The sequence below is a fragment of the Sulfurivermis sp. genome (assembly GCF_059410345.1).
On sequence record NZ_JBLJDO010000001.1, the window covers coordinates 328,872 to 352,836 of the forward strand.

General features: G+C 63.9%; 20 protein-coding genes. 8 read left to right on the forward strand and 12 right to left on the reverse strand.

The window, feature by feature from the left end; translation table 11 throughout:
* The 5 genes from ACMV8A_RS01575 to ACMV8A_RS01595 all read right to left on the reverse strand — a co-directional run bounded on the left by ACMV8A_RS01575 (nt 1) and on the right by ACMV8A_RS01595 (nt 3,625).
* Nucleotides 1–813 carry a CbbQ/NirQ/NorQ/GpvN family protein gene (locus ACMV8A_RS01575; RefSeq protein WP_495323960.1) on the reverse strand — a complete coding sequence of 271 codons (813 nt, stop codon included), beginning with the start codon at nt 811–813 and terminating at the stop codon, nt 1–3.
* 21 nt (nt 814–834) lie between these two features.
* Nucleotides 835–1,107 carry a cytochrome C oxidase subunit IV family protein gene (locus tag ACMV8A_RS01580; RefSeq protein ID WP_495323961.1) on the reverse strand — a complete coding sequence of 91 codons (273 nt, stop codon included), beginning with the start codon at nt 1,105–1,107 and terminating at the stop codon, nt 835–837.
* 4 nt (nt 1,108–1,111) lie between these two features.
* Entirely contained in the window at nt 1,112–1,690 is a 579-nt protein-coding gene (locus ACMV8A_RS01585) for a cytochrome c oxidase subunit 3 family protein (protein WP_495323962.1), read from the reverse strand.
* 102 nt (nt 1,691–1,792) lie between these two features.
* The gene (locus ACMV8A_RS01590) at nt 1,793–3,175 is read right to left on the reverse strand and encodes a cbb3-type cytochrome c oxidase subunit I (protein WP_495323963.1); all 1,383 of its coding nucleotides are present in this window, start codon (nt 3,173–3,175) and stop codon (nt 1,793–1,795) included.
* Nucleotides 3,176–3,190: 15 nt separating this feature from the next.
* On the reverse strand, nt 3,191–3,625 hold the full coding sequence (locus ACMV8A_RS01595) for a c-type cytochrome (protein WP_495323964.1): 435 nt from the start codon (nt 3,623–3,625) through the stop codon (nt 3,191–3,193).
* 264 nt (nt 3,626–3,889) lie between these two features.
* Here ACMV8A_RS01595 and pabB point away from each other — a divergent pair, with 264 nt between their 5' ends.
* Both pabB and ACMV8A_RS01605 read left to right on the forward strand, forming a co-directional pair.
* Nucleotides 3,890–5,230, forward strand: coding sequence for an aminodeoxychorismate synthase component I (gene pabB, locus ACMV8A_RS01600; RefSeq protein ID WP_495323965.1), 1,341 nt, complete (start codon nt 3,890–3,892; stop codon nt 5,228–5,230).
* A gap of 145 nt (nt 5,231–5,375) precedes the next feature.
* Nucleotides 5,376–5,936: a DNA-primase RepB domain-containing protein gene (locus ACMV8A_RS01605; protein WP_495323966.1), complete on the forward strand. Its 561-nt coding sequence runs from the start codon at nt 5,376–5,378 to the stop codon at nt 5,934–5,936.
* A gap of 147 nt (nt 5,937–6,083) precedes the next feature.
* On the opposite strand, the gene ACMV8A_RS01610 is transcribed toward ACMV8A_RS01605, so the two are convergent.
* Nucleotides 6,084–7,775, reverse strand: a complete 1,692-nt coding sequence (locus ACMV8A_RS01610) for an FG-GAP repeat protein (RefSeq protein WP_495323967.1) — start codon at nt 7,773–7,775, stop codon at nt 6,084–6,086.
* An 874-nt stretch (nt 7,776–8,649) separates the two neighbouring features.
* Between ACMV8A_RS01610 and ACMV8A_RS01615 the strand changes: the two genes are divergently transcribed.
* The 3 genes from ACMV8A_RS01615 to ACMV8A_RS01625 are packed head-to-tail and all read left to right on the forward strand — an operon-like array spanning nt 8,650 to nt 10,915.
* Nucleotides 8,650–9,471: an alpha/beta hydrolase gene (locus tag ACMV8A_RS01615; protein WP_495323968.1), complete on the forward strand. Its 822-nt coding sequence runs from the start codon at nt 8,650–8,652 to the stop codon at nt 9,469–9,471.
* A complete protein-coding gene (locus tag ACMV8A_RS01620) occupies nt 9,468–10,220 on the forward strand; it encodes a ceramidase domain-containing protein (protein ID WP_495323969.1) in 753 nt (250 codons plus the stop codon). The genes ACMV8A_RS01615 and ACMV8A_RS01620 overlap by 4 nt, the downstream gene beginning before the upstream one ends.
* Before the next feature lie 41 nt (nt 10,221–10,261).
* Complete coding sequence (locus ACMV8A_RS01625) at nt 10,262–10,915, forward strand: hypothetical protein (protein ID WP_495323970.1); 654 nt, start codon at nt 10,262–10,264, stop codon at nt 10,913–10,915.
* 98 nt (nt 10,916–11,013) lie between these two features.
* Here ACMV8A_RS01625 and ACMV8A_RS01630 read toward each other — a convergent pair whose 3' ends face one another.
* The 3 genes from ACMV8A_RS01630 to ACMV8A_RS01640 all read right to left on the reverse strand — a co-directional run bounded on the left by ACMV8A_RS01630 (nt 11,014) and on the right by ACMV8A_RS01640 (nt 16,641).
* Nucleotides 11,014–12,018 carry a dihydroorotate dehydrogenase-like protein gene (locus ACMV8A_RS01630; RefSeq protein WP_495323971.1) on the reverse strand — a complete coding sequence of 335 codons (1,005 nt, stop codon included), beginning with the start codon at nt 12,016–12,018 and terminating at the stop codon, nt 11,014–11,016.
* Between the two features lie 2 nt (nt 12,019–12,020).
* Nucleotides 12,021–15,620 carry a pyruvate:ferredoxin (flavodoxin) oxidoreductase gene (nifJ, locus tag ACMV8A_RS01635; RefSeq protein WP_495323972.1) on the reverse strand — a complete coding sequence of 1,200 codons (3,600 nt, stop codon included), beginning with the start codon at nt 15,618–15,620 and terminating at the stop codon, nt 12,021–12,023.
* Nucleotides 15,621–15,708: 88 nt separating this feature from the next.
* Entirely contained in the window at nt 15,709–16,641 is a 933-nt protein-coding gene (locus ACMV8A_RS01640) for a histone deacetylase family protein (RefSeq protein WP_495324003.1), read from the reverse strand.
* A 149-nt stretch (nt 16,642–16,790) separates the two neighbouring features.
* Here ACMV8A_RS01640 and ACMV8A_RS01645 point away from each other — a divergent pair, with 149 nt between their 5' ends.
* The 3 genes from ACMV8A_RS01645 to ACMV8A_RS01655 all read left to right on the forward strand — a co-directional run bounded on the left by ACMV8A_RS01645 (nt 16,791) and on the right by ACMV8A_RS01655 (nt 21,328).
* The gene (locus ACMV8A_RS01645) at nt 16,791–19,469 is read left to right on the forward strand and encodes a bifunctional acetate--CoA ligase family protein/GNAT family N-acetyltransferase (RefSeq protein ID WP_495323973.1); all 2,679 of its coding nucleotides are present in this window, start codon (nt 16,791–16,793) and stop codon (nt 19,467–19,469) included.
* A 133-nt stretch (nt 19,470–19,602) separates the two neighbouring features.
* A complete protein-coding gene (locus tag ACMV8A_RS01650; protein ID WP_495323974.1) occupies nt 19,603–20,880 on the forward strand; it encodes a nucleoside recognition domain-containing protein in 1,278 nt (425 codons plus the stop codon).
* Nucleotides 20,881–20,956: 76 nt separating this feature from the next.
* Nucleotides 20,957–21,328 (forward strand): TusE/DsrC/DsvC family sulfur relay protein, encoded by a 372-nt coding sequence (locus ACMV8A_RS01655; RefSeq protein ID WP_495323975.1) that lies wholly within the window; start codon nt 20,957–20,959, stop codon nt 21,326–21,328.
* Nucleotides 21,329–21,384: 56 nt separating this feature from the next.
* On the opposite strand, the gene ACMV8A_RS01660 is transcribed toward ACMV8A_RS01655, so the two are convergent.
* The 3 genes from ACMV8A_RS01660 to hflD all read right to left on the reverse strand — a co-directional run bounded on the left by ACMV8A_RS01660 (nt 21,385) and on the right by hflD (nt 23,965).
* Nucleotides 21,385–21,831: a CZB domain-containing protein gene (locus ACMV8A_RS01660; RefSeq protein WP_495323976.1), complete on the reverse strand. Its 447-nt coding sequence runs from the start codon at nt 21,829–21,831 to the stop codon at nt 21,385–21,387.
* A 160-nt stretch (nt 21,832–21,991) separates the two neighbouring features.
* Nucleotides 21,992–23,260, reverse strand: coding sequence for an RsmB/NOP family class I SAM-dependent RNA methyltransferase (locus tag ACMV8A_RS01665; RefSeq protein ID WP_495323977.1), 1,269 nt, complete (start codon nt 23,258–23,260; stop codon nt 21,992–21,994).
* A 75-nt stretch (nt 23,261–23,335) separates the two neighbouring features.
* The gene (hflD, locus tag ACMV8A_RS01670; protein WP_495323978.1) at nt 23,336–23,965 is read right to left on the reverse strand and encodes a high frequency lysogenization protein HflD; all 630 of its coding nucleotides are present in this window, start codon (nt 23,963–23,965) and stop codon (nt 23,336–23,338) included.

The following is a 23,965-nucleotide window of genomic DNA, read 5'->3' on the forward strand; positions in this document are numbered from 1 at the left end:
TCAGCCGAAACTGGCCTCCGCCACCTCCATCAAGGCCTGCACGGTCTCCAAATCGTCGCTCAGCGGCTCGGCCAGAGCGGCGCGGCAGGCGGCCAGGGGCTCGCAACCGTTCTTGATGAGGGTGGCGGTATAGACCAGCAGACGGGTGGAGGCGCCTTCCTCCAGATCGTGATCCTGCAGCTTGCGCAACGACTGTGCCAGGTTCACCAGCCGCGCAGCCAGATTGGCGTCGATGCCGGTTTCGCCCATGAGGATTTCCTGCTCGGTCTTGGTATCGGGATAGTCGAAGCGCAGGGCGACGAAGCGCTGGCGCGTGCTGGGTTTCATGCCCTTGAGCAGGTGTTGGTAGCCGGGATTGTAGGAGACAACCAGCATGAACTCCGGCGGTGCCTGCAACAGTTCTCCGGTCCGCTCGATGGGCAGGACGCGGCGATCATCAGACAGGGGATGCAACACCACGGTGGTGTCCTTGCGCGCCTCCACCACTTCGTCCAGGTAACAGATGGCGCCTTCGCGCACGGCGCGGGTCAGCGGGCCATCCTGCCAGTAGGTGGCGCCATCGCCGATGAGATGGCGACCGACCAGATCGGCGGCGGTGAGGTCATCGTGACAGGACACCGTGTGCACCGGGCGACCGAGACGCGCCGCCATATAGGAGATGAAGCGCGTCTTGCCGCAGCCGGTCGGCCCTTTGATCAGCACTGGCAACTGGTTGTGGTAGGCATACTCGAATAGTGCCACCTCGTTGCCCTGTGGCTGGTAGAACGGCAGTTCGCTGTCGGCGGCCTCGCGGTGCAGTGCGGAAGCGGTCATACGGGTCTCCTCCCGGTATCGTTATGTCAGGCTGATGTAGTACGCCACGCCAATCAGGCCGCAGACCACGACCAGATAGCCAAACAGCAGGCCGCGCCAGAACGGGCGCACATGGCGCAGCCCCATGAAATAGTCCACCACCATTTGACTCTTGAACAGTGTGGTTATGAGCACGAAGGCCACGATGCCCAGGCCCGTGACGCCGGCCTGGCCGATGAACCAGGTCAGCCCGGTCAGCGCAAGCAGCAACAGCCAGATGGCGGTGCAGGGGCGGATGCGTGGTGTCGTCGTCATGGTTCTAGTGAATAACATAGACCAGCGGGAACAGGATCAGCCACACCAGATCCACCATGTGCCAGTAGGAGGCCCCGGTCTCGACACCCACGTGATTACTCGCGCTGTAGCCGCCGCTGCGCGCCTTGAACAGCACGGCGGCGAGGATCACCATGCCGAGTATCACATGCATGAAGTGGAAGAAGGTGAGCGACAGATAAAACATGAAGAACGTATTGGTGCTGAGCGAGATGCCGGCGGCGAACTTCGCGCCAAACTCGAACATCTTGATGACCAGGAATATACCGCCCATGGCGATGGCGGCCAGCAGCCAGTGGCCGCAGCGCCGGGGATCATCCAGGCGAATGGCGGCGACGGCGCGCACCACGAAATAACTGCTGGTCAGCAGCACGATGGTATTGGCGGCGCCAGCGATACGATCGAGCTGGAGTTGGGATTCGTTGAATAGTTCGACGTTATTGGCGCGGGCGAAGGCATAGGCGAGAAAGAACACGCCAAATACCAGCAGCTCGGCGAAGATGAATATCCAGATGGCAAAGTCACCGGGCAGGGCGCCGGTATCGTGTTCTGCTGGAGTGTCCATTGTGAGTTCGAGCGCCATGTCGTGTGAGCAGGGCGGTGCCTCAGGCACCAAAATGGACGGGATAAAAAAAGGGGGGCGCGAGCGCCCCCCACAAGAGCTCCACTATGAGGAGGCCAGAGATTTCTTTTCCTTCACGAAGAAGCTGTATACGTACAGGCACAGACCGATGAAGAAGATCACACCGCTCCACAGGCGCAGCCAGTAGAACAGGGCAATCTTGTCCTGCACCACCATGAACGGCAGCGGGGTGTCGCTGACACGCTGCAGATAGACCTGCAGGATGCCGGCACCGGTCAGGAACAGGGTGATGAACACGATGGAAACGGTCATCAGCCAGAACGACCACATTTCATACAGCTGGGCACGGCCGTTGGCAGCCGGTGCATTGTGCTGCAGGTGCGGCCAGGCGTAGGAGATCATGGTGATTACGATCAGCACGTAGGCGCCGTAGAACGCCATGTGACCGTGAGCCGCCGTGATCTGTGAGCCGTGGGTGTAGAAGTTCACCGGAGCCAGGGTGTGCAGGAAGCCCCACACGCCAGCACCGAGGAACGCCATCACCGCGCAGCCCAGCGCCCACAGGGTGGCCGCCTTGTTCGGGTGCTCCTTGCGACGGCGGTTCACCATGGTGAAGGCAAACACGGTCATCATGAAGAACGGGATCGGCTCCAGGGCAGAGAAGATGGAACCCCACCACTGCCAGTATTCCGGGGTGCCGATCCAGTAGTAGTGATGACCCGTGCCGATGATGCCGGTGATCAGGGCCATGGCGATGATCACGTACAGCCACTTCTCGATGACTTCGCGGTCAACGCCGGTGAGGCGAATCAGCACGAAGGCGAGAATGGCGCCCATGATCAGTTCCCAGACGCCTTCCACCCACAGGTGCACAACCCACCACCAGAACATCTTGTCGAGCACCAGATTGGTCGGGTTGTAGAAGGAGAACAGGAACAGTACGGCCAGGCCGGTGAGACCAGTCAGCAGCACGATGTTCACCACGGTCTTGCGGCCGGTGATGATGGTCATGCCGATGTTGTAGAGGAAGGCCAGGGCCACCACCACAATACCGATCTTGGTAATGGTCGGCTGTTCCAGGAACTCGCGTCCCATGGTCGGCAGCAGATCATTGCCGGTCATCGCGGCCAAGGTGGCATACGGCACCATCAGGTAACCGACGATGGTCAACGCACCCGCCACCAGGAAGATCCAGAACATGGCGATGGCCAGCTTGGGGCTGAACAACTCCCGTTCTGCCTCTTCAGGCACCAGGTAGTAGGCCGCACCCATGAAACCGAACAGCAACCAGACGATCAGCAGGTTGGTGTGGACCATGCGGGCGACGTTGAAGGGGATTTCCGGGAACAGGAAATCGCCGATGACATACTGCGTGCCCAGGATCAGGCCGAACAGTATCTGCCCTATGAACAGGCCGATGGCGGCGATGAAATAGGGCTTGGCAACAGCTTGAGATGAATATTGCATGACGTCGTCTCCCCCTTAACCCTGGATGTTTGGCGGCCAGTTGGCGCTGTTGATTTCTGATGTGTATTTCAGGAATTCAGCCACGGCCTCCAACTCTTCGTCGGAGAGATTGAACTGCGGCATGCTGCGACGGCCCGGAATGCCTTCCACCGGGCGGCTCTTGATGAAGCCGATGATGGCTTCCTTGCTACCGCCGAAACGGGTGTAGACATTGGCCAGTTCCGGCGCGAAATACGCACCTTCACCCAGCAGGGTATGGCACCCCAGACAATTGTTTTCCTCCCATACCTTCTTGCCCAATGCCACCTGCGGCGTGATGTTCTGGCGATTATCACGCTTGGGCAGCGCCCCTAGTGTGTCGAACGACAAGGCCAGAAACAGGAGGATGAAAAATACGCTACCCCCCAGGTAGATGTTTCTGGCCATGCTTTTTGTAAAGGTTTCACTCATTCTGATTCCTCCTTGGCCGCCGGTTTGTTGTTACCGCTTGACGCCACGAGACTGCTATGGCCGGTTGACGTTATAGTTAAATAACTGACTTCCCTACCTTGATTTACATCAAGATGGGTTATAGAAGCTTGCCGGAAGGGGGCATATACCTCTGAGGTGGCATGACAGTAATGCTATAGGCGACTGTATTTCCGGCCTTTTTCAAAGGCCAATCAGAATCCACTAAGATACTCATCCGTAATCGATGCGAAGACGCCCGCCACCGTGACACCCACCTGTCATCCGCTGCCCTATCACGCCGACACCCAGCAACTGTTTCGCCCCCTTGCCGCCCATCCCTGGGCGCAGTGGCTGGACAGCGCCGGGCGCGATCGCTACGACATCATCGTGGCAGCGCCGGTGGCCACGCTGGTCACGCGGGGCGCGCAGACCACGTTGTGTAGGCAGGGCGTCTGTGAGGTAAACGACGATGACCCGCTGCGGCTGCTGCGCCGTGAAATGGCTCGTCATGGGGTGCAGGATGCGATGCCGCCCTTCGGCGGCGGCGCGGTGGGCTATTTCGGCTATGACCTGGCGCGGCGCATCGCTGAGTTGCCGCAACGCGCGCAGGACGATGTGGCCTTGCCCGAGATGGCGGTGGGCATCTACACCTGGGCGGTGGTGGTGGACCACCAGGAGCGGCGCTGCTGGCTGACGGGCGACGAGGCTGCATTGCGACAGTGGCAGGCCCTGACGGCGTCGCCGGCCGCGCCGGGCGTGTTTGAATTGGCTACGGCACCGGCCAGTGACATGAGCGAGGCAGAATATGGTGAGGCCTTTGCCCGTGTGCAGCACTATCTGCGCGAGGGCGACTGTTATCAGGTCAATCTGGCGCAGCGCTTCTGCGCCGCGGCGCAGGGCGATGCCTTCGCCCTCTATGCCACCCTGCGGCGGGAAAATCCCGCCCCCTTTGCGGCCTGGCTCCATTTTCCCTTCGGCCAGGTGATGAGCGCCTCCCCCGAGCGTTTCCTGCAACTGCACGGCCGTCGGGTGGAGACCAAGCCCATCAAGGGCACGCGGCCGCGCAAGGCCGATCCGGTGGAGGATCACGCCCAGGTCGAGGCGTTGCGTCACAGCGCCAAGGATCGCGCCGAGAACCTGATGATCGTCGACCTGCTGCGCAATGACCTGGGCAAGACCTGCGTCCCCGGCAGCGTGCAGGTGCCGCACCTGTTCGAGGTGCAAAGCTTCGCCACCGTGCATCATCTGGTGAGCACCGTCAGCGGCGAACTGGCGGCCGGACATGACGCCTTCGACCTGTTGCGCGGCTGCTTCCCCGGCGGCTCCATCACCGGCGCCCCCAAGCAGCGCGCCATGGAGATCATCGAAGAACTGGAGCCTCATCGCCGCGGCGTCTACTGCGGCGCCATCGGCTACATCGGTTTCGACGGCAATATGGACACCAATATCGCCATCCGCACCCTGGTGCACAGCGCCGGTCAAGTCTGCTTTGCCGCCGGCGGCGGCATCGTCGCCGACTCCACTGCTGCCGAGGAATATCAGGAAAGTCTGGACAAGGCCGCCGCGTTGCTGCGCGTGCTGGAGCGGCATCGGCGCAAAGCTTGAGTATTCAGGCAGGTCAAAGGGGGCTTGATCCGGCGGTGGATTTTCGCGTTAATGCCATTCAGCCGGGAGCAGGGGTGCGGATCAAATCATCCATCGAGGCTAAACTCAGCACGCCATAACAACAATCTGTGTGTCGGGGACAACCATGAGCGGAATCATTCACCAGCAGGACGTCATCGAACGGCAGATCATCGCCATGGACATCGCCCGCTTCGACATCGCCACCCGCAAGAAGGGCGGCTCCACCCTGACCCACGACGGTCTCTATCTCACCCAGCTCTGGGGCCTCGTCGACCTGTTGCGCGAACAAAACCGCGCCGGCCAGTCCGTACTGATCCGCCCCCACGGCGAACACGGCATGACCCTCCTCAGCGGACTCAATACCGCCCGCCTCAACAAACTGAAAGTGGAAGGCTTCGAACCGGCCGTCGTCGTGCAATATGGCAAGGACCTGTTCCAGGCCTGGCTCAAGCACGACCGCAAACTGGATCAGGCCACCAGCGAAAAAGTCGCCAAATGCCTGGCCGAGCGCGCCGGCGCCGACGCCTCCAACACCCACTGGGACAGCTACGGCTACCTGGCCAATTTCCTCATCCCCGCCTGGCTCCAGGGCGAGGAACAGGAGGCCTATCTGGTGGAAGACAGCGGCAAGGTCTACAGCGCGGCGCCGGAGTTGTTGTCGAAATACTGCGTCGTTTCCTGCTGACCGGGGGTTGCTAATGGGGCCCCCGAACTTACATGCACCGATACTGCTGCGCCATATCGGGTCTACGATGCCATATCTCCTCTGAATCTAGGGATTGATAGTCAACGGACTCCATTGATTGCTTGACCCCGGTGATTCCGGAGCAGGTCAATAGAGGTAGACCGCGCCGCTGCCCGAGGCACTGTTGTTGTCCTGCTCGCCGTCGATGCCGGTGGCATTACTGTCCTCGCCATACGCGCTGACTGCCAGGGTGTTACCGTCGGCCGCCAGTGCGACACTCCAGCCGAACTCGTCGTATGCTTCGGTGTTGGATGCCTTGACGTAGGCCTGCTGCGACCAGACAGCGCCGCTGCGGGTGAAAACGTAGACTGCGCCGCTGCCCGAGGCACTGTTGTCGCCCTGCTCGCCATCGATGCCGGTGGCGTTGCTGCTCTCACCATACGCGCTGACTGCCAGGGTATTACCATCGGCCGCCAGTGCGACACTCCAGCCGAACTCGTCGTATGCTTCGGTGTTGGATGCCTTGACGTAGGCCTGCTGCGACCAGACAGCGCCGCTGCGGGTGAAAACGTAGACTGCGCCGCTGCCCGAGGCACTGTTGTCGCCCTGCTCGCCATCGATGCCGGTGGCGTTGCTGTCCTCACTAGGCGCGCTCACCGCGAGGGTATTGCCGTCGGCCGCCAGTGCGATACTCGAGCCGAACAGGTCGTTTGCCCCGGTGTTGGAGGCCTTGACGTAGGCCTGCTGCGACCAGACAGCGCCGCTGCGGGTGAAAACGTAGACCGCGCCGCTGTCCGTGGCACTGTTGTCGCCCTGCTCGCCATCGATGCCGGTGGCGTTGCTGTCCTCACTACGTGCGCCCACCGCCAGGGTATTGCCGTCGGCCGCCAGTGCGACACTCCAGCCGAACAGGTCGTTCGCCCCGGTGTTGGAGGCCTTGACGTAGGCCTGCTGCGACCAGACAGCGCCGCTGCGGGTGAAAACGTAGACCGCGCCGCTGCCCGAGGCACTGTTGTTGTCCTGCTCGCCATCGATGCCGGTGGCGTTGCTGTCCTCACTACGTGCGCCCACCGCCAGGGTATTGCCGTCGGCCGCCAGTGCGACACTCCAGCCGAACAGGTCGCCCGCTTCGGCGTTGGAGGCCTTGACGTAGGCCTGCTGCGACCAGACAGCGCCGCTGCGGGTAAAAACGTAGACCGCGCCGCTGTTCGAGGCACTGTTGTTGTCCTGCTCGCCATCGATGCCGGTGGCGTTGCTGCTCTCACCATACGCGCTGACTGCCAGGGTATTACCATCGGCCGCCAGTGCGACACTCCAGCCGAACAGATCGTTCGCCCCGGTGTTGGAGGCCTTGACGTAGGCCTGCTGCGACCAGACAGCGCCGCTGCGGGTAAAAACGTAGACCGCGCCGCTGCCCGAGGCACTGTTGTTGTCCTGCTCGCCATCGATGCCGGTGGCGTTGCTGTCCTCATAAGGGGCCCCCACCGCCAGGGTATTGCCGTCGGCCGCCAGTGCGACGCTCGAGCCGAACCGGTCGTCAGCTCCGGTGTTGGAGGCCTTGACGTAACCCGCCGCCGCGGCCAGGGTGTCGCTGACGAATACAGGGCTGGAATCGCTGCACCCCCCGCTGTTACAGTCCTGCAGGACGTAGCTGGCGTTGATGCGTCCGGGCAGGAATACCTCAAGGTCATGGCCGGTGGTATCCGCCGCCATCGTGGCCACCGGGGTGTAGCCGGAGGACCCGTCTGGGTTCTCCAGTAGGCGGTATTCGGTCTCGGCGGAGATATCCGTCCAGCTGAAACGGAAGGTCTTGATCGCCGTTGGTGTTAGGTTCAGCACCGGCGCAGCTGGCGCGGCGACTGTTGCGCCGCCACCGCCACTACAAGCCACCAGACTTGATACAAATAGCGCCAACCAAGCGATGCGGTAAGATTTTATCCATGGGCCGAAAGGCATTTGTTGATTGTTGGAGTGTCGTGCAGGTAGTGCCATTTGCGTCCTTCCTTATGGCTTTTTCTGGTTTCAGGAGATGGGCTCACGTCGCGGGCTCAACGTGCGGGTCGGCATCGGTATAAGCCTGATTTAGTGTTTTTTGTCAAGATATTTCTTGGGTCAACAGGGGCTTTCTCCGGTTCCCTAGGTCGGATAGAGCGGTAGCGGTGTCCGGCATGCCCTGCACGGCAGTGTTGCGTTGTATCGGGCTTACGATGCCTGGGCAGTGTGCCAGGCATGGTTTGCCAGTCTGAACCGCCGAAGCCAAAAGAAGGGGATGACGGGTAAGCGTTTTAGGGAAGCTCTGAATAAGTTCAGAGCTTCCGCGGTACAGGGATGTGCCACCATGTTCCAACGACCATATGTCGTTGGAACATGAAGCGAACCGAAAATCACACTTTTAATTCTCGTGGGCTGAGAAGACCAGGATGGACTTATTCAGACCTTCCTTAGCTGTCTGACAAAAAGGTATTTGCTCTATCCGTGACCGGTGCATTCTTACCCGTCGGAGCGTTTCGCGTCATGACCCGAGGCAGGAGCCGTATGCGGCAATTCTGCACGTACGGATATGTCCGGAGGGGTAACCGCCATTTATACCATGACCATGTGGTTTCGAACGGTGCTGGCGATTCAATGCGTAATCTGATGATTCCCCCCGTCTTATAGATGCATCCGCGCAGCCGTCGGCTATGCTGCCGGTATGTCACGTAAATACAGGCCCATGGGCAATGCTTTAATAACCGTCGCCGGTGTATATGCGGCCTTGCTGCTGGTGCTTTATCTCGGCCAGGAGAGTCTTTTATACCTGCCGGGCATACCGGGCCGCGAACTGGTGGCCAGTCCGGCGGATATCGGCCTTCCCCATGAAGAGGTTTGGTTGCAGACAGCCGATGGGGTGGCTTTGCACGGCTGGTATTTGCCGGCGCGTGAGGCGCGCGGGACGCTGCTGTTCTTTCACGGCAACGCCGGCAATATCTCGCACCGGCTGGACTCGCTGCATATCTTTCACCGCCTGGGGCTCAATGTCCTGATCTTCGATTACCGCGGTTATGGCCAAAGCGAGGGCAGGCCGAGCGAGGAGGGGACGCAGCAGGATGCGCTGGCCGCCTGGGACCATCTGGTCAGCGTGCGCGGCGAGGCGCCGGAGCGCATCGTGCTGTTCGGCCGCTCGCTCGGCGCGGCGCTGGCTGCCTGGCTGGCCGCACGGGAGCGGCCGGGGGCGCTGATCCTGGAGTCGGCCTTCATTTCGGTGCCGGAGCTGGCGGCGGAATTGTATTGGTGGTTGCCGGCCCGCCGGCTTGCCCGATTGCAGTACAACACCCGGGCCTCTCTTGCCGCGGTGCACTGTCCGGTGCTGGTGGTGCACAGCCCGCAGGACGAAATCATTCCCTATCACCACGGCCTGGCGCTGTATCACGCGGCGCACCCACCCAAGACGTTGCTGGAACTGCGCGGCGATCACAACACTGGGTTTCTGCTGAGTGGCGGGGCCTATGTGCAGGGCTTGGATGCCTTTCTCTCCGCGCACCTGGTGGCGCCATGAGCCTGTCGCGGTTCCATGTCGGCGTATTGTCGTTGGTGCTGGTCGCGGTGCTGACGGTACTTCTGTTGTGGTTGCCGCCGTTGGCCCAGCCGCAGGAGTATCACCGCTTCGCCGACGGCCGCGCCTGGCTTGGGCTGCCGAATGTTCTCAACGTGATTTCCAACGCGGCGTTTCTGCTGGTGGCTGTCCTTGGCTGGCGTGCCGTGGCGCGAACAGCGGGCGTTCGGGCGGAGCGTCTGCCCTATGGCGTGTTGTTTCTCGCCCTGGCGGCGACGGGCATCGGCTCGGCCTATTATCACCTGGCGCCGGACAACCACCGCCTGTTCTGGGACCGCCTGCCGATGAGCGTGGCCTTCGCCGCCCTGATCGCGGCGCTGATTGCCGAGCGCTGGAGCGCCCGCGTCGGCCTGTGGTCGCTGGCGCTGCTGGTTGTGGCGGGGATGGGAACCGTGCTGTGGTGGCGGTACAGCGCGGTTCTCGGCCGGGAGAACATCTTGCCTTATGTCGCCTTTCAGGGCGGCGCCTTGCTGGCGGTGTTGATCCTGTTGCTGCTGCCGGCCCGCTACAGTCACGGCGCCTATCTGCTGGCCGGGGTTTTTCTGTATGCCCTCGCGTTGGGTGCGGAGCTGTTCGACCGTGTCATCTATGCCTGGGGACTCGGGGTGAGCGGGCATACGGTGAAGCATGTGCTGGCGGCGCTGGCGGTGTATCTGGTGGTGCGCATGCTGCGTCTGCGCCGCAGGGTGTAAACTCGGTGTCAGGTTTGACTGCGCCAGGTGGCGAAATCGTCATGCGTATCCTCTTTCTCTCAGTCGCGCTATCTGTTCTGGTGGTGAGCCTGCCGCTCCATGCGGAGCCGTTGCATTTGGCGCTGTATGGCCAACGCAGCGACATGACGCTGCGCAGCGCCGGGGTGGATATCGATACCAGCGTCAGCCGTCTCGGGTTGACCATCACGGGCATCTACGGCCCACAACTGGATGCCAGCCTGGACCTGGGGCATGCCAGTCTGACGCAGACCGGTAATCCGGCCACCCAGGGTATGAGTCTGGCGGGACACTACGGCGCGGTGGCGGTGCGGTTCTGGCCCCTGCGCAGTGGTCCGCTCGATGCCTGGGTGCAGGGCGATTATGGCGTGCAGTCTGTTTCCGGCAGCGGCGGCGGGCAGCGCACGGAGATCACCTGGTATGACGGCGGGGTGGCGGCGGGTCTGGTGGCACACCTGGGCCGGGTCGATCTGCATGGCGGTGCGCGTCATGGCAGCCTGAGCGGCGACGAGATCGCCAGCGGCACTCTGACCTATACGCGCAGCATCGAGGTGAAGAACAAGACCACCAGCTGGGTCGGCGTGGACCTGCATGTGGACCCGGGCGGCACCATCGGCGTGGTGTGGGAGAGCGGCGGGCGCAGCGGTGTGTCGGTGCGGTTCGCGCGCAGGTTCTGAATCATGCCGGGCGGTGCTGCCGGGGCGTGCGAAAACATCGGTAACGCCGCTGCGGACCTCCCCAAACCTCCCCACGGCGTGGGGAGGGTGTTTTCAGGTCAAATGCTTACGCCAGGCAGATAGCTGTCCAGTAGTTGTAGATAGTTGGCGCGGGCGTAGGCCGAGGCGTCGCCGGCGTGGCGCTGGCTCAAGACCCCCTTCATCTGTTCCAGCGATTCGTACGGACTCTCCTCCAGCCATTGCTCCATGCCGCGCAGGATATGGGCGAGGCGGCGCGGGCCGTGCAGCAATAGGGTGCTGCACAGGTGCACCACGTCGGCGCCGGCGAGCAGCATCTTCAGCGCGTCACTGTGGTCGTGCACACCGCCGGTGGCGGCGAGGGTGAGTTTGACGCGGCCGTGCAGGATCGCTATCCAGCGCATGGCGAGCAGGGCCTCGGCGGAGGTGGACAGGTGCAGTTGCGGCGCGACGCGCAGACTGTCGATGTCGATATCCGGTTGATAGAAGCGGTTGAACAGGCTGACGCCGGCAGCGCCCGCCTGTTCCAGCCGGCGCACCATGTTGGCGACCGAGCTGAATTGCGGCGACAGCTTCATGGCGATGGGGATGGTGACGTGGCGGCGCAGCTCGCCGAGCAGATCGATGTAGCGTTGTTCCACCTCGGCGCCGCTGATGTCGAGGTCGCCGGCGACGTAATACACATTCAGCTCCAGCGCGTCGGCGCCGGCCTGTTGCAATGCAGTGCCATAGTCGATCCAGCCGCCGGGGGTGACGCCGTTCAGGCTGGCGATGACGGGTATGTCGAGGCTGCGTTTCAGATGTTGCAACTGTTCCAGATAGCGTTCGCGCTTGGACGGCATGTCGCCGTGCAGCGGCAGGAAGCTGCTGGCCTCGGCGTGACCCAGGCTCTGGTTGTGCAGGTAGTCATCCATCACCGTCTGGTCATGTAGCAGTTCCTCCTCGAACAGCGAATACATCACCAGCGCCGCGGCACCGGCATCCTCCAGCCGCTTCGCCGCATCGAGACTGCGCGACAGGGGCGAGGCGGAGGGCACCAGCGGGTTCTTCAGTTCCAGGCCGAGATAGGTGGTGCGCAGGTCCATGATCACTCCTTCGCCTTGTCGGGCTGGATTTCACCCGGTTTGGCGTAGCTCAGTTCCGCCAGTTGGCGGTAGTGCTGGAAGTTGCTGAGGGCGTGCTTCTGCGCCTGGCCGAGGAACTGTTCCGCCGCCTCTGGGTGGCTGCGCCACAGCATGCTGAAGCGCGTCTCCTGGCTGACGAATTCACGGTAGGCGATGGACGGTTCCTTGGAGTCCAGTTGCAGCGGGTTCTCCTGCTGCGGGATGCGGCGCGGGTCGTAGCGGAACAGCGGCCAATGGCCGCTGCGCACGGCGCGATCCTGCATGGCGTGGTTGTGGATCATGTCGGTACCCCAGGCAGTGCAGGGGCTGTAGGCGATGATGATGGACACGCCGGGCCAGGATTCCGCTTCGAGGAAGGCCTTCAGCGTCTGCACGTCCTTGGCGCCATAGGCCACCTGCGCCACGTACACATCGCCGTAGGCCATGGCGATCATCGCCAGATCCTTCTTCGCCGTCGGTTTGCCACCGGCGGAGAATTTCGCCACCGCGCCGCGCGGCGTGGCCTTGGAGGTCTGCCCGCCGGTGTTGGAATACACCTCCGTGTCCAGCACCAGGATGTTGACGTCGCGGCCGGAGGCGAGCACATGGTCGAGGCCGCCGAAGCCGATGTCGTAGGCCCAGCCGTCACCGCCGACGATCCACACGCTCTTCTTCACCAGGCTGTCGGCCAGGGCGTCCAGCTGGCGCGCGTCGGGACGATCGATCTTCGACAGGCGTTCGCGCAGGGCCGCGACGCGTTGGCGCTGCGCGTGGATGCCGGCCTCGTCGTTCTGCTGTGCATTGAGTAGACCTGTCACCAGTTCCTCGCCGATGTGGGCGGCCAGAGCCTTGAGCAATTCCTGTGCGTAGTCGCGCTGCTTGTCGATGGCCACGCGCATGCCGAGGCCGAACTCGGCATTGTCCTCGAACAGCGAGTTGCTCCAGGCCGGGCCGCGGCCGTTGGCGTCCTGCGCCCAGGGCGTGGTGGGCAGGTTGCCGCCATAGATGGAGGAACAGCCGGTGGCGTTGGCCACCAGCATGCGATCACCAAACAGCTGTGAGGCAAGGCGCAGGTAGGGTGTCTCGCCGCAGCCCGAGCAGGCGCCGGAGAACTCGAACAGCGGTTGCAGCAGCATGGCGCTCTTCATCACCGTGTTGCGCACCTCACGCCGATCAAATTCGGGCAGCTGGAGGAAATATTCGAAATTGACGCGCTCCTGCTCGCGCAGAGGCGGTTGCGGTGCCATGTTGAGGGCGCGGCGACCGGGATTTTCCTTGTCCTTCACCGGACAGATGTCCACGCACAGGCCGCAGCCGGTGCAGTCCTCCGGCGCCACCTGATAGACGATGTGCGCACCCTCCGGGAACTCCTTGCCCTTGAGAGGTTGATGCTTGAAGGAGGGTGGCGCGTCCTTGGCGTGGGCAGGGTCGAACAGCTTGCTGCGGATGGCACTGTGCGGGCAGACGAAGGGACACTTGCCGCAGGCGATGCACAGCTTCTCGTCCCACACCGGGATCTCCAGCGCGATGTTCCGCTTTTCCCAGCGCGTGGTGGCGGTGGGCCAGGTGCCATCGGCGGAGATGGCGGAGACCGGCAGCTCGTCGCCGCGCCCGGCCATCATCATGGCGGTGACTTTCTGCACGAATTCCGGCGCGTTGGCCGCCACCACCGGCGGGCGTTCGAATAGAGAAGTGACCTTGCTCGGCACGGTCACTTCGTGCAGGTTGGCCAGGGCGGCGTCGATGGCGCGGTAATTGAGTTCGACGATCTTCTGCCCCTTCTTGCCATAAGTCTTGTCCACCGCCTGCTTGATGGCCTTGATGGCCTCCTCGCGCGGCAGCAGGCCGGAGATGGCGAAGTGGCAGGTCTGCATGATGGTGTTGATGCGGCGCTGCATGCCCGATTCCTGCGCCACCTTGTAGGCGTCGATGACATAGAAGCGGATGTTCTTGTCGATGATCTGTTGCTGCATCCGCCGTGGCAGGGTATTCCAGGCCGCGCCCGGCGCGGCGCTGGTGTTGAGCAGGAACACGGCATTGGGCGCGGCCTTGTCCAGCATGTCGTAGCGTTCCAGGAACACGGTCTGGTGGCAGCCGATGAACTGCGCTTCGTCGTCGCCGATCAAATAGCTGGAGCGGATCGGCTGCCTGCCGAAGCGCAGGTGCGAGACGGTGATGGCGCCGGACTTCTTGGAGTCGTAGACGAAGTAGCCCTGGGCGTGCAGTTCGGTGGCCTCGCCGATGATCTTGATGGTGTTCTTGTTGGCGCTCACCGTGCCGTCGGAGCCGAGGCCGTAGAACAGGGCGCAGTTCACCGCGCGCGCGGCATCGGTGCGGAAATTCGCATCCCAGTCCAGACTGGTGTGGGTGAGGTCGTCGCGGATGCCGACGGTGAAGCCGTTGCGCGGCTGATCCTTCTGCAATTCGTCGAACACCGCCTTGATCATGCCGGGTGTGAACTCCTTGGAGGACAGACCGTAGCGACCGCCGACGATGCGCGGCAGGGTGGCGAAACGTGACTGTCCGGCGGCGTAGGATTGCGCCACGGCAGTGAGCACGTCCTTATACAACGGTTCGCCATCGGCGCCGGGTTCCTTGGTGCGATCGAGCACGGCGATGCGCCGTACGCTGGCAGGCAGGGCGGCGAGCAGGGCCGTGGGATCGAAGGGACGGTACAGGCGCACCTTGAGCAGGCCGACCTTCTCGCCGCGGGCCAGCAGGTGGTCGACGGTTTCGTGCGCCGCCTCGGCGCCAGAACCCATCAGCACGATCACCCGTTCGGCATCGGCGGCACCGACGTAGTCGAACAGGTGATAACGTCGACCAGTAAGCTCGGCGAATCGATTCATCACCGCCTGCACGATCACCGGCATCTGCTGATACCAGCCATTGACGCTCTCGCGGCCCTGGAAATAGACATCCGGGTTCTGCGAACTGCCGCGCAGCACCGGATGCTCTGGGTTGAGGGCGCGGGCGCGGTGGGCCTGCACCAGCTCATCGCTGATCATGGCGCGTACCACGCTGCGGTCGATGGCCTCGACCTTGGCCACCTCGTGCGAGGTGCGGAAGCCGTCGAAGAAGTGCAGGATCGGCACGCGCGCCTCCAGCGTCGCCGCCTGGGCAATCAGGGCCATGTCCAGGGCCTCCTGCACGGAGTTGGAACACAGCATGGCGAAGCCGGTGCCGCGCGTGGCCATCACATCGGAGTGATCGCAGAAGATGGACAGCGCCTGTGCCGCCAGCGAACGCGCCGCCACATGCAGCACCATCGGCGTCAGCTCGCCGGCGATCTTGTACATATTGGGGATCATCAACAGCAGGCCCTGCGAGGCGGTGAAGGTGGTGCACAGGGCACCGGCCTGCAATGCGCCGTGCAGTGCGCCGGCGGCGCCGCCCTCGCTCTGCATCTCGATGACGGTGGGGACCGTGCCCCACAGATTCTTGCGCCCCTGCGCCGACCACTCGTCGGCATGCTCGCCCATGGGCGAGGCGGGGGTGATGGGATAGATGGCGATGACTTCGTTGGTGAGGTGGGCAATGGTGGCGGCCGCTTCGTTGCCGTCGATGGTGACCCTGCGCTGCATCGTATCCTCCCGTTGTCGTGCAGGCCGTTGTGTCCGGCCCTGCGTCCAAGCATAGCCTAGTCTGGCGGCATCGGCGTGCCGCAATCGTTCAATGCACTCCCATCAACACCTTGATATGCGCCGCAGCGCTGCGACCGAGTGCGTTCATCACATAGCCGCCTTCCAACATGGAGACGACGCGGTTGGCACAGTGAACGGCGGCCACCTCCATGATGCGTTCGGTGACCCAGGCGTAGTCGGTGTCGAGGAAATTGAGTCCGGACATGTCGTCCTCGAAGTGGGCGTCGAAGCCGGCGGAGACCAGGATCAGCTGCGGTTTGAAGCGTTCCAGCGCGGGCAGCCACTGTTCGGTGACGGCCTGTTGGAACTCCTCGCTGTAGGCGCCATCGCGCAGCTTGCTGTGGATCAGGTTGGGGCGTTCGGCCAGCGGTGTGGCGGGATAGAAGGGGTGCTGGAAACTGGAGCAGTACAGCACGCGCGGCTCATCCTTGAAGATGTCTTCGATGCCGTTACCATGGTGGGCATCGAAGTCGAGGATGGCGACGCGCTCCAGGCCATGCTGCTCCAGGGCGTGGGCGGCGCCGACGGCGGCGTTGTTGAAGAAGCAGAAGCCCATGGCGCGGTGGCGTTCGGCGTGGTGGCCGGGCGGTCGGATGGCGCAGAAGGCGGTTTCCATTTCGCCGCGCATCACCAGGTCGACGCCGAGGACGGCGGCGCCGGCGGCATGCAGGGCGGCCTCCAGGGTGTGCGGGGCGAGCCAGGTGTCCGGGTCCAGCATCACCGGCGCCTGGCCTGGTCGTGGGGCGCGAGCATACAAATCGTCCACGTAGGCGGCGTCATGCACGCGCAACAATTGCGCGCGTTCGGCGCGCGGCGCGTCGTAGTGGCGCAGCAGCGGCATCAACTGCGCCGCCACCAGCCGATCCTCGATGGCATGCAGGCGCTCCGGGCTCTCCGGATGAAAGTCGCCCATGTTGTGTAACAGACAGTCGCGGTGGGAAATGTAGGCAGTGCGCATCAGGCTGGCCGGATGTGGGTATGCGGTTCAAGGTATCACCGGTTTCGGTGTCTGGCTACACTGGAATTCGATGCCGTCGAGGCAGATTTGTGGCGATCAACTGTGGTTAAATGACGGCTGACTCGTTCGATGGAGAGATAGCGGGGATTGTCATGGGACAACATTTTCTGAAACGGCTGTTTGAACCCAAATCCGTGGTTATTTTCGGCGCCAGCGATCGCCCCGATGCCGTGGGGGCGCTGGTGTTCAAGAACATGCTGGAGAGCGGTTTCAAGGGTGAGGTCTATCCCATCAACCCCAAGCGCGATGTGGTGCAGGGGCAGAAGGCCTACCCCTCGCTGGAGGCGTTGGGCAAGACCATAGACCTGGCCGTGATCACCACCCCGGCACACACCATTCCCGCCATCATCGAGGATTGTGGCCAGCATGGCGTCAAGGCCGCGGTGATCATCTCCGCCGGTTTCCGCGAGGTGGGTCCGCAGGGCATGAAGCTGGAGAAGGCGGTGCTGGAGAATGCGCGCCGCTATGGCATTCGCTTCATCGGCCCCAACTGTCTCGGCATCATGCGGCCAGACATCGGCCTCGACGTCACCTTCAACAAGGGGGGCGCCAAGCCCGGCAATGTGGCCCTGGTGTCGCAGTCCGGCGCCATCTGCACCGCCATCCTCGACTGGGCGGCGCCCAACGGCATCGGCTTCTCCGCGGTGGTGTCCACCGGCATCTCCGCCGACCTCGATTTCGGCGATGTGCTCGACTATCTGGTCAACGACCCCAAGACCGACAGCATCCTGCTCTACATCGAGGGCATCCACAATTCACGCACCTTCATGAGCGCGGTGCGCGCCGCCTCGCGCGTCAAGCCGGTGCTGGCGCTCAAGGTGGGACGCCACGCCATTGGTTCCAAGGCGGCCATGTCCCATACCGGCGCCCTGGCCGGCGCCGACGATGTGTTCGATGCGGCGCTGCGTCGCGCCGGCGCGGTGCGCGGCATGCGCATCGGCCATCTGTTCTCCAACGCCAGCACCCTGGACGCGGGGTTCCGCGCCAAGGGCGAGCGCCTGTGCATCCTCACCAATGGCGGTGGCCCCGGTGTGATGGCCTCGGACCGCGCCGCCGACCTCGGTATCCCCCTGGCCGAACTGACGGAGACCACCCTGGCGCGGCTCAACGCGGCATTGCCGCCCACCTGGTCCCACGGCAATCCGGTGGATGTCATCGGTGATGCCACCGCCGAGCGCTATTCCGCCGCGGTGGATGCCTGCCTGGCCGACCCCGGTGTGGACGGTCTGCTGGTGATCCTGACGCCGCAGGCCATGACCGCTCCCAACGAGGTGGCCACGGCGGTCGGTGAGGTTGCGCGCAAACACAACAAGCCGGTGCTGTGTTCCTGGATGGGCCAGACCCAGGTGGCCGAGGGGCGCCAGACCCTGGTGCAGGCCGGCCTGCCCATCTTCCATACCCCGGAGGCGGCGGTGGAGGCCTTCGCCTCGCTCACCGCCTACTACCGCAACCAGCAACTGCTGCTGCAGGCGCCGGGACCGATCTGGCAGAGCGTGCCGCCGGACGTGGAGGGCGCGCGTCTGATCATCGAAGGCGCCTTGTCCGAAGGACGCAAGGTGCTGTCGGAGAGCGAGTCCAAGGCCATTCTTGGCTGCTTCCACATCCCGTCGGCGCGGGCAGTGGTGGTGCGTTCGCCCAACGAGGCCCTGGTACAGGCGGCCTCCATGGGCCTGCCGGTGGCCATGAAGATCAATTCGCCGGACATCACCCACAAGTCCGATTCCGGCGGCGTGCGCCTGGGTATCAATACGGCGCAGGGGGTGCGCAGTGCCTATAACGACATCGTCACCGCCGTACGCCGCAACCGGCCCGAGGCGCGCCTCGATGGCGTCACCATCGAGCCGATGCTGCAGCGGCCCCACGGCCGTGAACTGCTGGTGGGCATCTCCACCGATGCGGTGTTCGGTCCGGTGATCACCTTCGGCGCCGGCGGCATCACCGTGGAGGTGATGGGCGACCGTGCGGTGATGCTGCCGCCGCTCAACCGTTTCCTGGCCAAGGACCTGATCCAACGCACCAAGGTGGCGAAGATGCTGGCGGCCTTCCGCCACATGCCGGCGGCGGACATGCTGGCGCTGGAGAACGTGCTGCTGCGCGTCTCCGAGATCGCCTGCGAACTGCCCTGGGTGAAGGAACTGGACATCAATCCGCTCATCGTCGACGAGACCGGCGCCATTGCCGTGGACGCGCGCGTGGTGGTGGATTACCACTCCGCCACCCATGAGCGCTACGACCACATGGCGATCTACCCGTACCCGAATCAGTTGGTCAGCCGCTGGCAGTTGCCCGATGGCACCGACCTGGTGATCCGGCCGATCCGGCCGGAGGACGCGGAGATCGAGCAGGAGTTCGTGCGCAAGCTGTCCGAGCAGACCAAGTACTTCCGCTTCATGCAGTCCATCGATGAGCTGACGCCGGCCATGCTGGCCCGCTTTACCCAAATCGACTACGACCGCGAGATGGCCTTCATCGCGGTGGTGGAGAAGGACGGCGGCGAGGAAGAGATCGGTGTCTGTCGCTATGTCACCAATCCGGATCGCACCACCTGTGAGTTCGCCGTGGTGGTCGCGGATGCCTGGCAGCGCAAGGGGATCGCCCATCGCCTGATGGATGCGCTGATCGAAACTGCACGCCTGCGCGGCCTGCGCCTGATGGAGGGTGAGGTGTTGGCCAGCAACCATGACATGCTGTCCTTCGTGCGCGCCCTGGGCTTCTCGGTCAGCACCAGCGTGGAAGACCCGGCCATCAAGTATGTGTGCAAGGAGCTTTGAAGGCAGGCGCCAGGGGCTGGGATCTAGGGGCTGGGATCTAGGGGCTGGGGCAGGAGTTGTGCGACGCGCACGTGTGTTATCGTTCCCGCGCTCTGCGTGGGAACGATAAGCAGCCACTAGCCACCACTCTCCGATGAACTTCGTCTTCTTCTTCCTCGTCGCGACCGCGTTCGCCACCGCCGCCTGGCATCAGTTGCTCTGGGGCGGCGACGGCACGGCGCCGATGGATACGCTGTCCAAGGCGATGGTGGAGTCGGCCGCCGGTTCGGTGGAACTGGCCCTGGGCCTGGTCGGTGTGATGACGCTGTTCCTCGGCCTGATGAAGGTGGCCGAGGCGGGCGGGCTGCTGGTGATCATCGCGCGGCTGATCCGTCCGCTGATGGTGCGGCTGTTTCCCTCGGTGCCGGCGGAGCATCCGGCCATGGGGGCGATGATCCTGAATCTGTCCGCCAATGCCCTGGGGCTGGGCAATGCCGCCACGCCCTTCGGCATTCGCGCCATGCAGGAGCTGGAACGGCTCAACCGGCGTCCCGGCACGGCCACCGATGCGATGGTGCTGTTTCTCGCCATCAACACCTCCAGCGTGACCCTGTTGCCCACCGGCGTCATCGCCCTGCGCGCCGCAGCCGGTTCGGCCGACCCGGCCGGCATCCTGCCCACCACCTTGTTCGCCACCTTCTGCGCCACGGCCGCTGCCATCACCGCTGCCTTTGCCTACCGGCGTTTTTTTCCCCTGGAGCCTGTCGCCGTGACGACACCGGAAGCGGTCGAGCTGCCCGTGGAGGAGGCGCTGCCGGCGGAGGCCGGGCAGGCCTATCCGCTGTGGGTATCCCTGCTGGCCATGGGTGCCTTGCTGGCGCTGATACCGCTCAGCGTGCTGTATGGCCGCGCCATTGCGCCGTGGATCCTGCCCGGCCTGATGGTGGGCTTCCTCACCTTCGGTCTGTTGCGGCGGGTACGTATCTACGAGGTGTTCGTGGAGGGAGCGAAGGACGGTTTCCAGGTGGCGCTGCGCATCATCCCCTATCTGGTGGCGATCCTGGTGGCGGTGGCGATGCTGCGTGCCAGCGGTGCGCTGGAGGCGGCCATCGGCCTGCTGGCGCCCTGGACCGGCGCCGTCGGCCTGCCGGCGGAGGCCCTGCCCATGGCCCTGTTGCGGCCACTGTCCGGCTCTGGCGCCTACGGCGTGCTGGCCTCGATCATCAACGACCCGGCCATCGGACCCGACAGCTATACCGGCTACCTGGTGAGTACGCTACAGGGCTCCACGGAAACCACCTTCTATGTGCTGGCGGTGTACTTCGGCGCGGTACAGGTCCGCCGCATCCGTCACGCCCTGCTGGCGGCGCTGACCGCCGACGTGGTGGCGGTGTTCGCCGCCGTGTTTGCCTGCACCTATTTCCTGCTCTAGGTCCCTGGGGCCTGGACTATACTTGTGGTGACTGACTGAATCGCTAGGCTATTACCGATCCTGCGGGAGGTGTGCCATGAGCAACGTCGACATCAACAAGTACATCCACAGTAGTGGCGAAGCCGGCCTGGACCCTGCGGGGCACATGCTGGATCTGCCGCCCTGGAACGAGGAAGAGGCGGAGCAGTTGGCGCGGGCGGAGGGCATCACGCTCACCGAGGAACATTGGAACGTGGTGCGGTTTCTACGCGAGCACTACCGCCGCAACGGCCGCGCCGAGAGCGGGCGGGTGCTGACGGCCGCGCTGGATCACGCCTTCAGGGATCACGGCGGACGACGCTGGCTGTATACGCTGTTTCCCCGTGGCCCGGTGGTGCAGGGGTCGCGCATTGCCGGCTTGCCGTTGCCGCCGTACAGTGCTGATGCGTCGTTCGGTTACGTCGAGTGACATAGGCGGCTCTGCCGCAATACATGCCCCATGCCGGCGGAGGCGGGCTTGCGCTGTCAGATCAGTTCCGCCACGTCCTGTTCATCCATCTGCATCACTTCCTGCTCCAGCAGTTCGATAGCGGCGAGGAGGGTTTTGGACATTTCGATCAGGCTGGCGAGCAGCGCATTGAGTTGTTCGCGGCGATCGTCGCGCCGCCTGCCGGTGCCGATCAGCTTCTGGAAGAAACCCACCTCCTCGGTTTCAAACAGCAGCTTGAAGATTTGCATGTAGATCCCATGCAGGGCTTCATGCGGCGCCTCGATGGCAGGGTAGCTGGTCAGTGAGGACAGCTTCTGACCGGAGCCGTAATACCACTTGCCGAAGGCGCAGTCGGTGTGGATCACCGGAACCTGGTCTTCGTTGACGGGCAGTCCGGCGACGAGAGCCTGGGCGTAGGAGCGCCATTTGATGTGGGCCGACTTCGCGGCGCGCAGATGGGAGATGACTTGTTTCTTGTCCATCGTCCTTGAACGACTCCGTTGGTTGATCCCGCATCGGCCGTGGTATCGCAGCGGAAGATCGCAGACAAAACGGCGGCGATGGCGGATAGGCGAGCGCGGAGAATAACGTCGAAGTGTGACGAAGATATGACGCCGGCGACGTCCCTGCCGCGGCCCAGTCTCAGGCTGTCTTGCGTTCGAGTACGGCGGCAAAGAAGCCGTCGGTGTTATGCCGATGGGGCCACAGGCGCAGCATGTCGCCCATGTCGTGCAGCGGGATGTTGCGGCGGGCCAATATTTCAGCGACTGGCACCAAGGCAAAGTCGCTGTGGGCGGCAAGAAAGGCTGCCACCACATCCTCGTTTTCCTCGCGCAGCAGGCTGCAGGTGGCGTAGACCAGGCGGCCGGCCGGTTTGACCAGGGTGGCGGCGGTGTCGAGGATGCGGCGCTGGGTGGCGGTGATGGCATCCAGATCGAGTGGGCGCCACTTGATGTCCGGGTTGCGGCGCACGGTGCCGCTGCCGCTGCACGGCGCATCCACCAGGACGCGATCGGCCTTGCCGGCGAGACGGCGCACGCGGTCGTCCCGTTCCGCGGAGATCACCACGGTGCGTACATTGTCGAGGCCGGCGCGGGCCAGGCGCGGCTTCAGCTTTTCCAGACGCTTGGCCATGATGTCGAAGGCGTAGAGGGTGCCGGTATTGGCCATCAGGGCGCCCAGCTCCAGTGTCTTGCCGCCGGCGCCGGCGCAGTAGTCCACCACCATCTCGCGCCGCTTCGGTTCCAGCACCAGGCCGAGCAGTTGGCTCCCCTCATCCTGCACCTCGAACAGTCCGTCCTGAAAGGTGGGGCTCTTGAACAACGGGGCGCGGTCGGCGCGGCGCAGGCCCAGCGGGGAATAGGGCGTCGGTTCCAGGGCGTGGCCTTCCGCGGCCAGTTTGGCCTGCACCTCGGCCCGATCGGCCTTCAGGGTATTGACGCGCAGGTCCAGCGGTGCCGGCTGATTCAGGGCCTCGGCCAGACGCAGCATTTCGTCTTCGCCCAGTTGGGCCACCAGCCGTTCGGTCAGCCAGAGGGGCAGGTTGGCGCGTACCTCCAGCGGCAGATCGGCGCTGGCCAGGGCGCGGACGCGCTCCGTCAGGGCACGCGCTTCAAATCCGGGGCGCTCCGGGTACTTGGCCTGCTCCAGCGCGCGGGCGCTCCAGCCCTGGGTCAGCAGATAGGTGGCGACCAGGGCGGAGGCCGGGGCTTCGCTGCCGGCGGCATGGCGCAGCAGGGCCAGGCGGCGCAGGCAGGCATACACGGTCTCCGCCACCGCGCCGCGGTCGCGCACGCCCAGCTCGCGGTGTTCGCGGAAGTAGCGCTCCATCGCCTTGTCTGCCGCCGAGTTGCCATTGATGATGGAGGCGAGCAGGGCGGAAGAATGTTTGAGCAGGCTGTCGTGGTTCATGATGGGTACCGAATACACGTAGGAGCTGCTTTGCCGCGATTACGTCAATCGCGGCAGAGCCTCCTACAGGGATAATCAATGGGTCGTCTGCGCCAGCAGACGCTGGGCCTCGGCGAGAAAGGCCTTGCGCTTGAAGAGCAATTGCAGGCGGCCGCCACCACTCTGGGTCCACAGCACGGCGGCGCGCATGCCCGCCAGCAACAGGGCGCGCACGCGGTTGGCGGTATCCGGATTCTGCAGGTGACCGTGTTCGCCGGTGACCATGATGCGCGGTTGCAGGGTGCTGATGGTGTTGGCGTAGATATCGGCCAGGGCAGCGATGACGCTGTCGTGGGTGGTGTGAAAGTGATCGCGTTGCCGCTCGGCCTTCTGCAACCCCTCGGTGATGGTGGCGAGCAGGTCCTTGCGCGCGGACAGCTTGCGCTCCAGGGCGAGCAGGGCCACGGCGTAGCGGGTCAGTTCCAGATCACGGGCTTCGGCTTTGCCGCCGAGCTGGCGTTGCAATACCTGCAGGCCGTGGCGCAGGGCGGACAAATCGCCGTAGATGTCGATGGTGGTATCGGCATCGAGCACGAACAGGCTGCGGATCGACGCCTCGAACGGCGCCTGCTCCACCATGCCGCGGCGCGCGGTCTGCGCCACCAGGGAAACGGCCTGGAATAGGCCGGCCAGGGCCAGGGTACGGTCGGTGATGGTCTTGCTCAT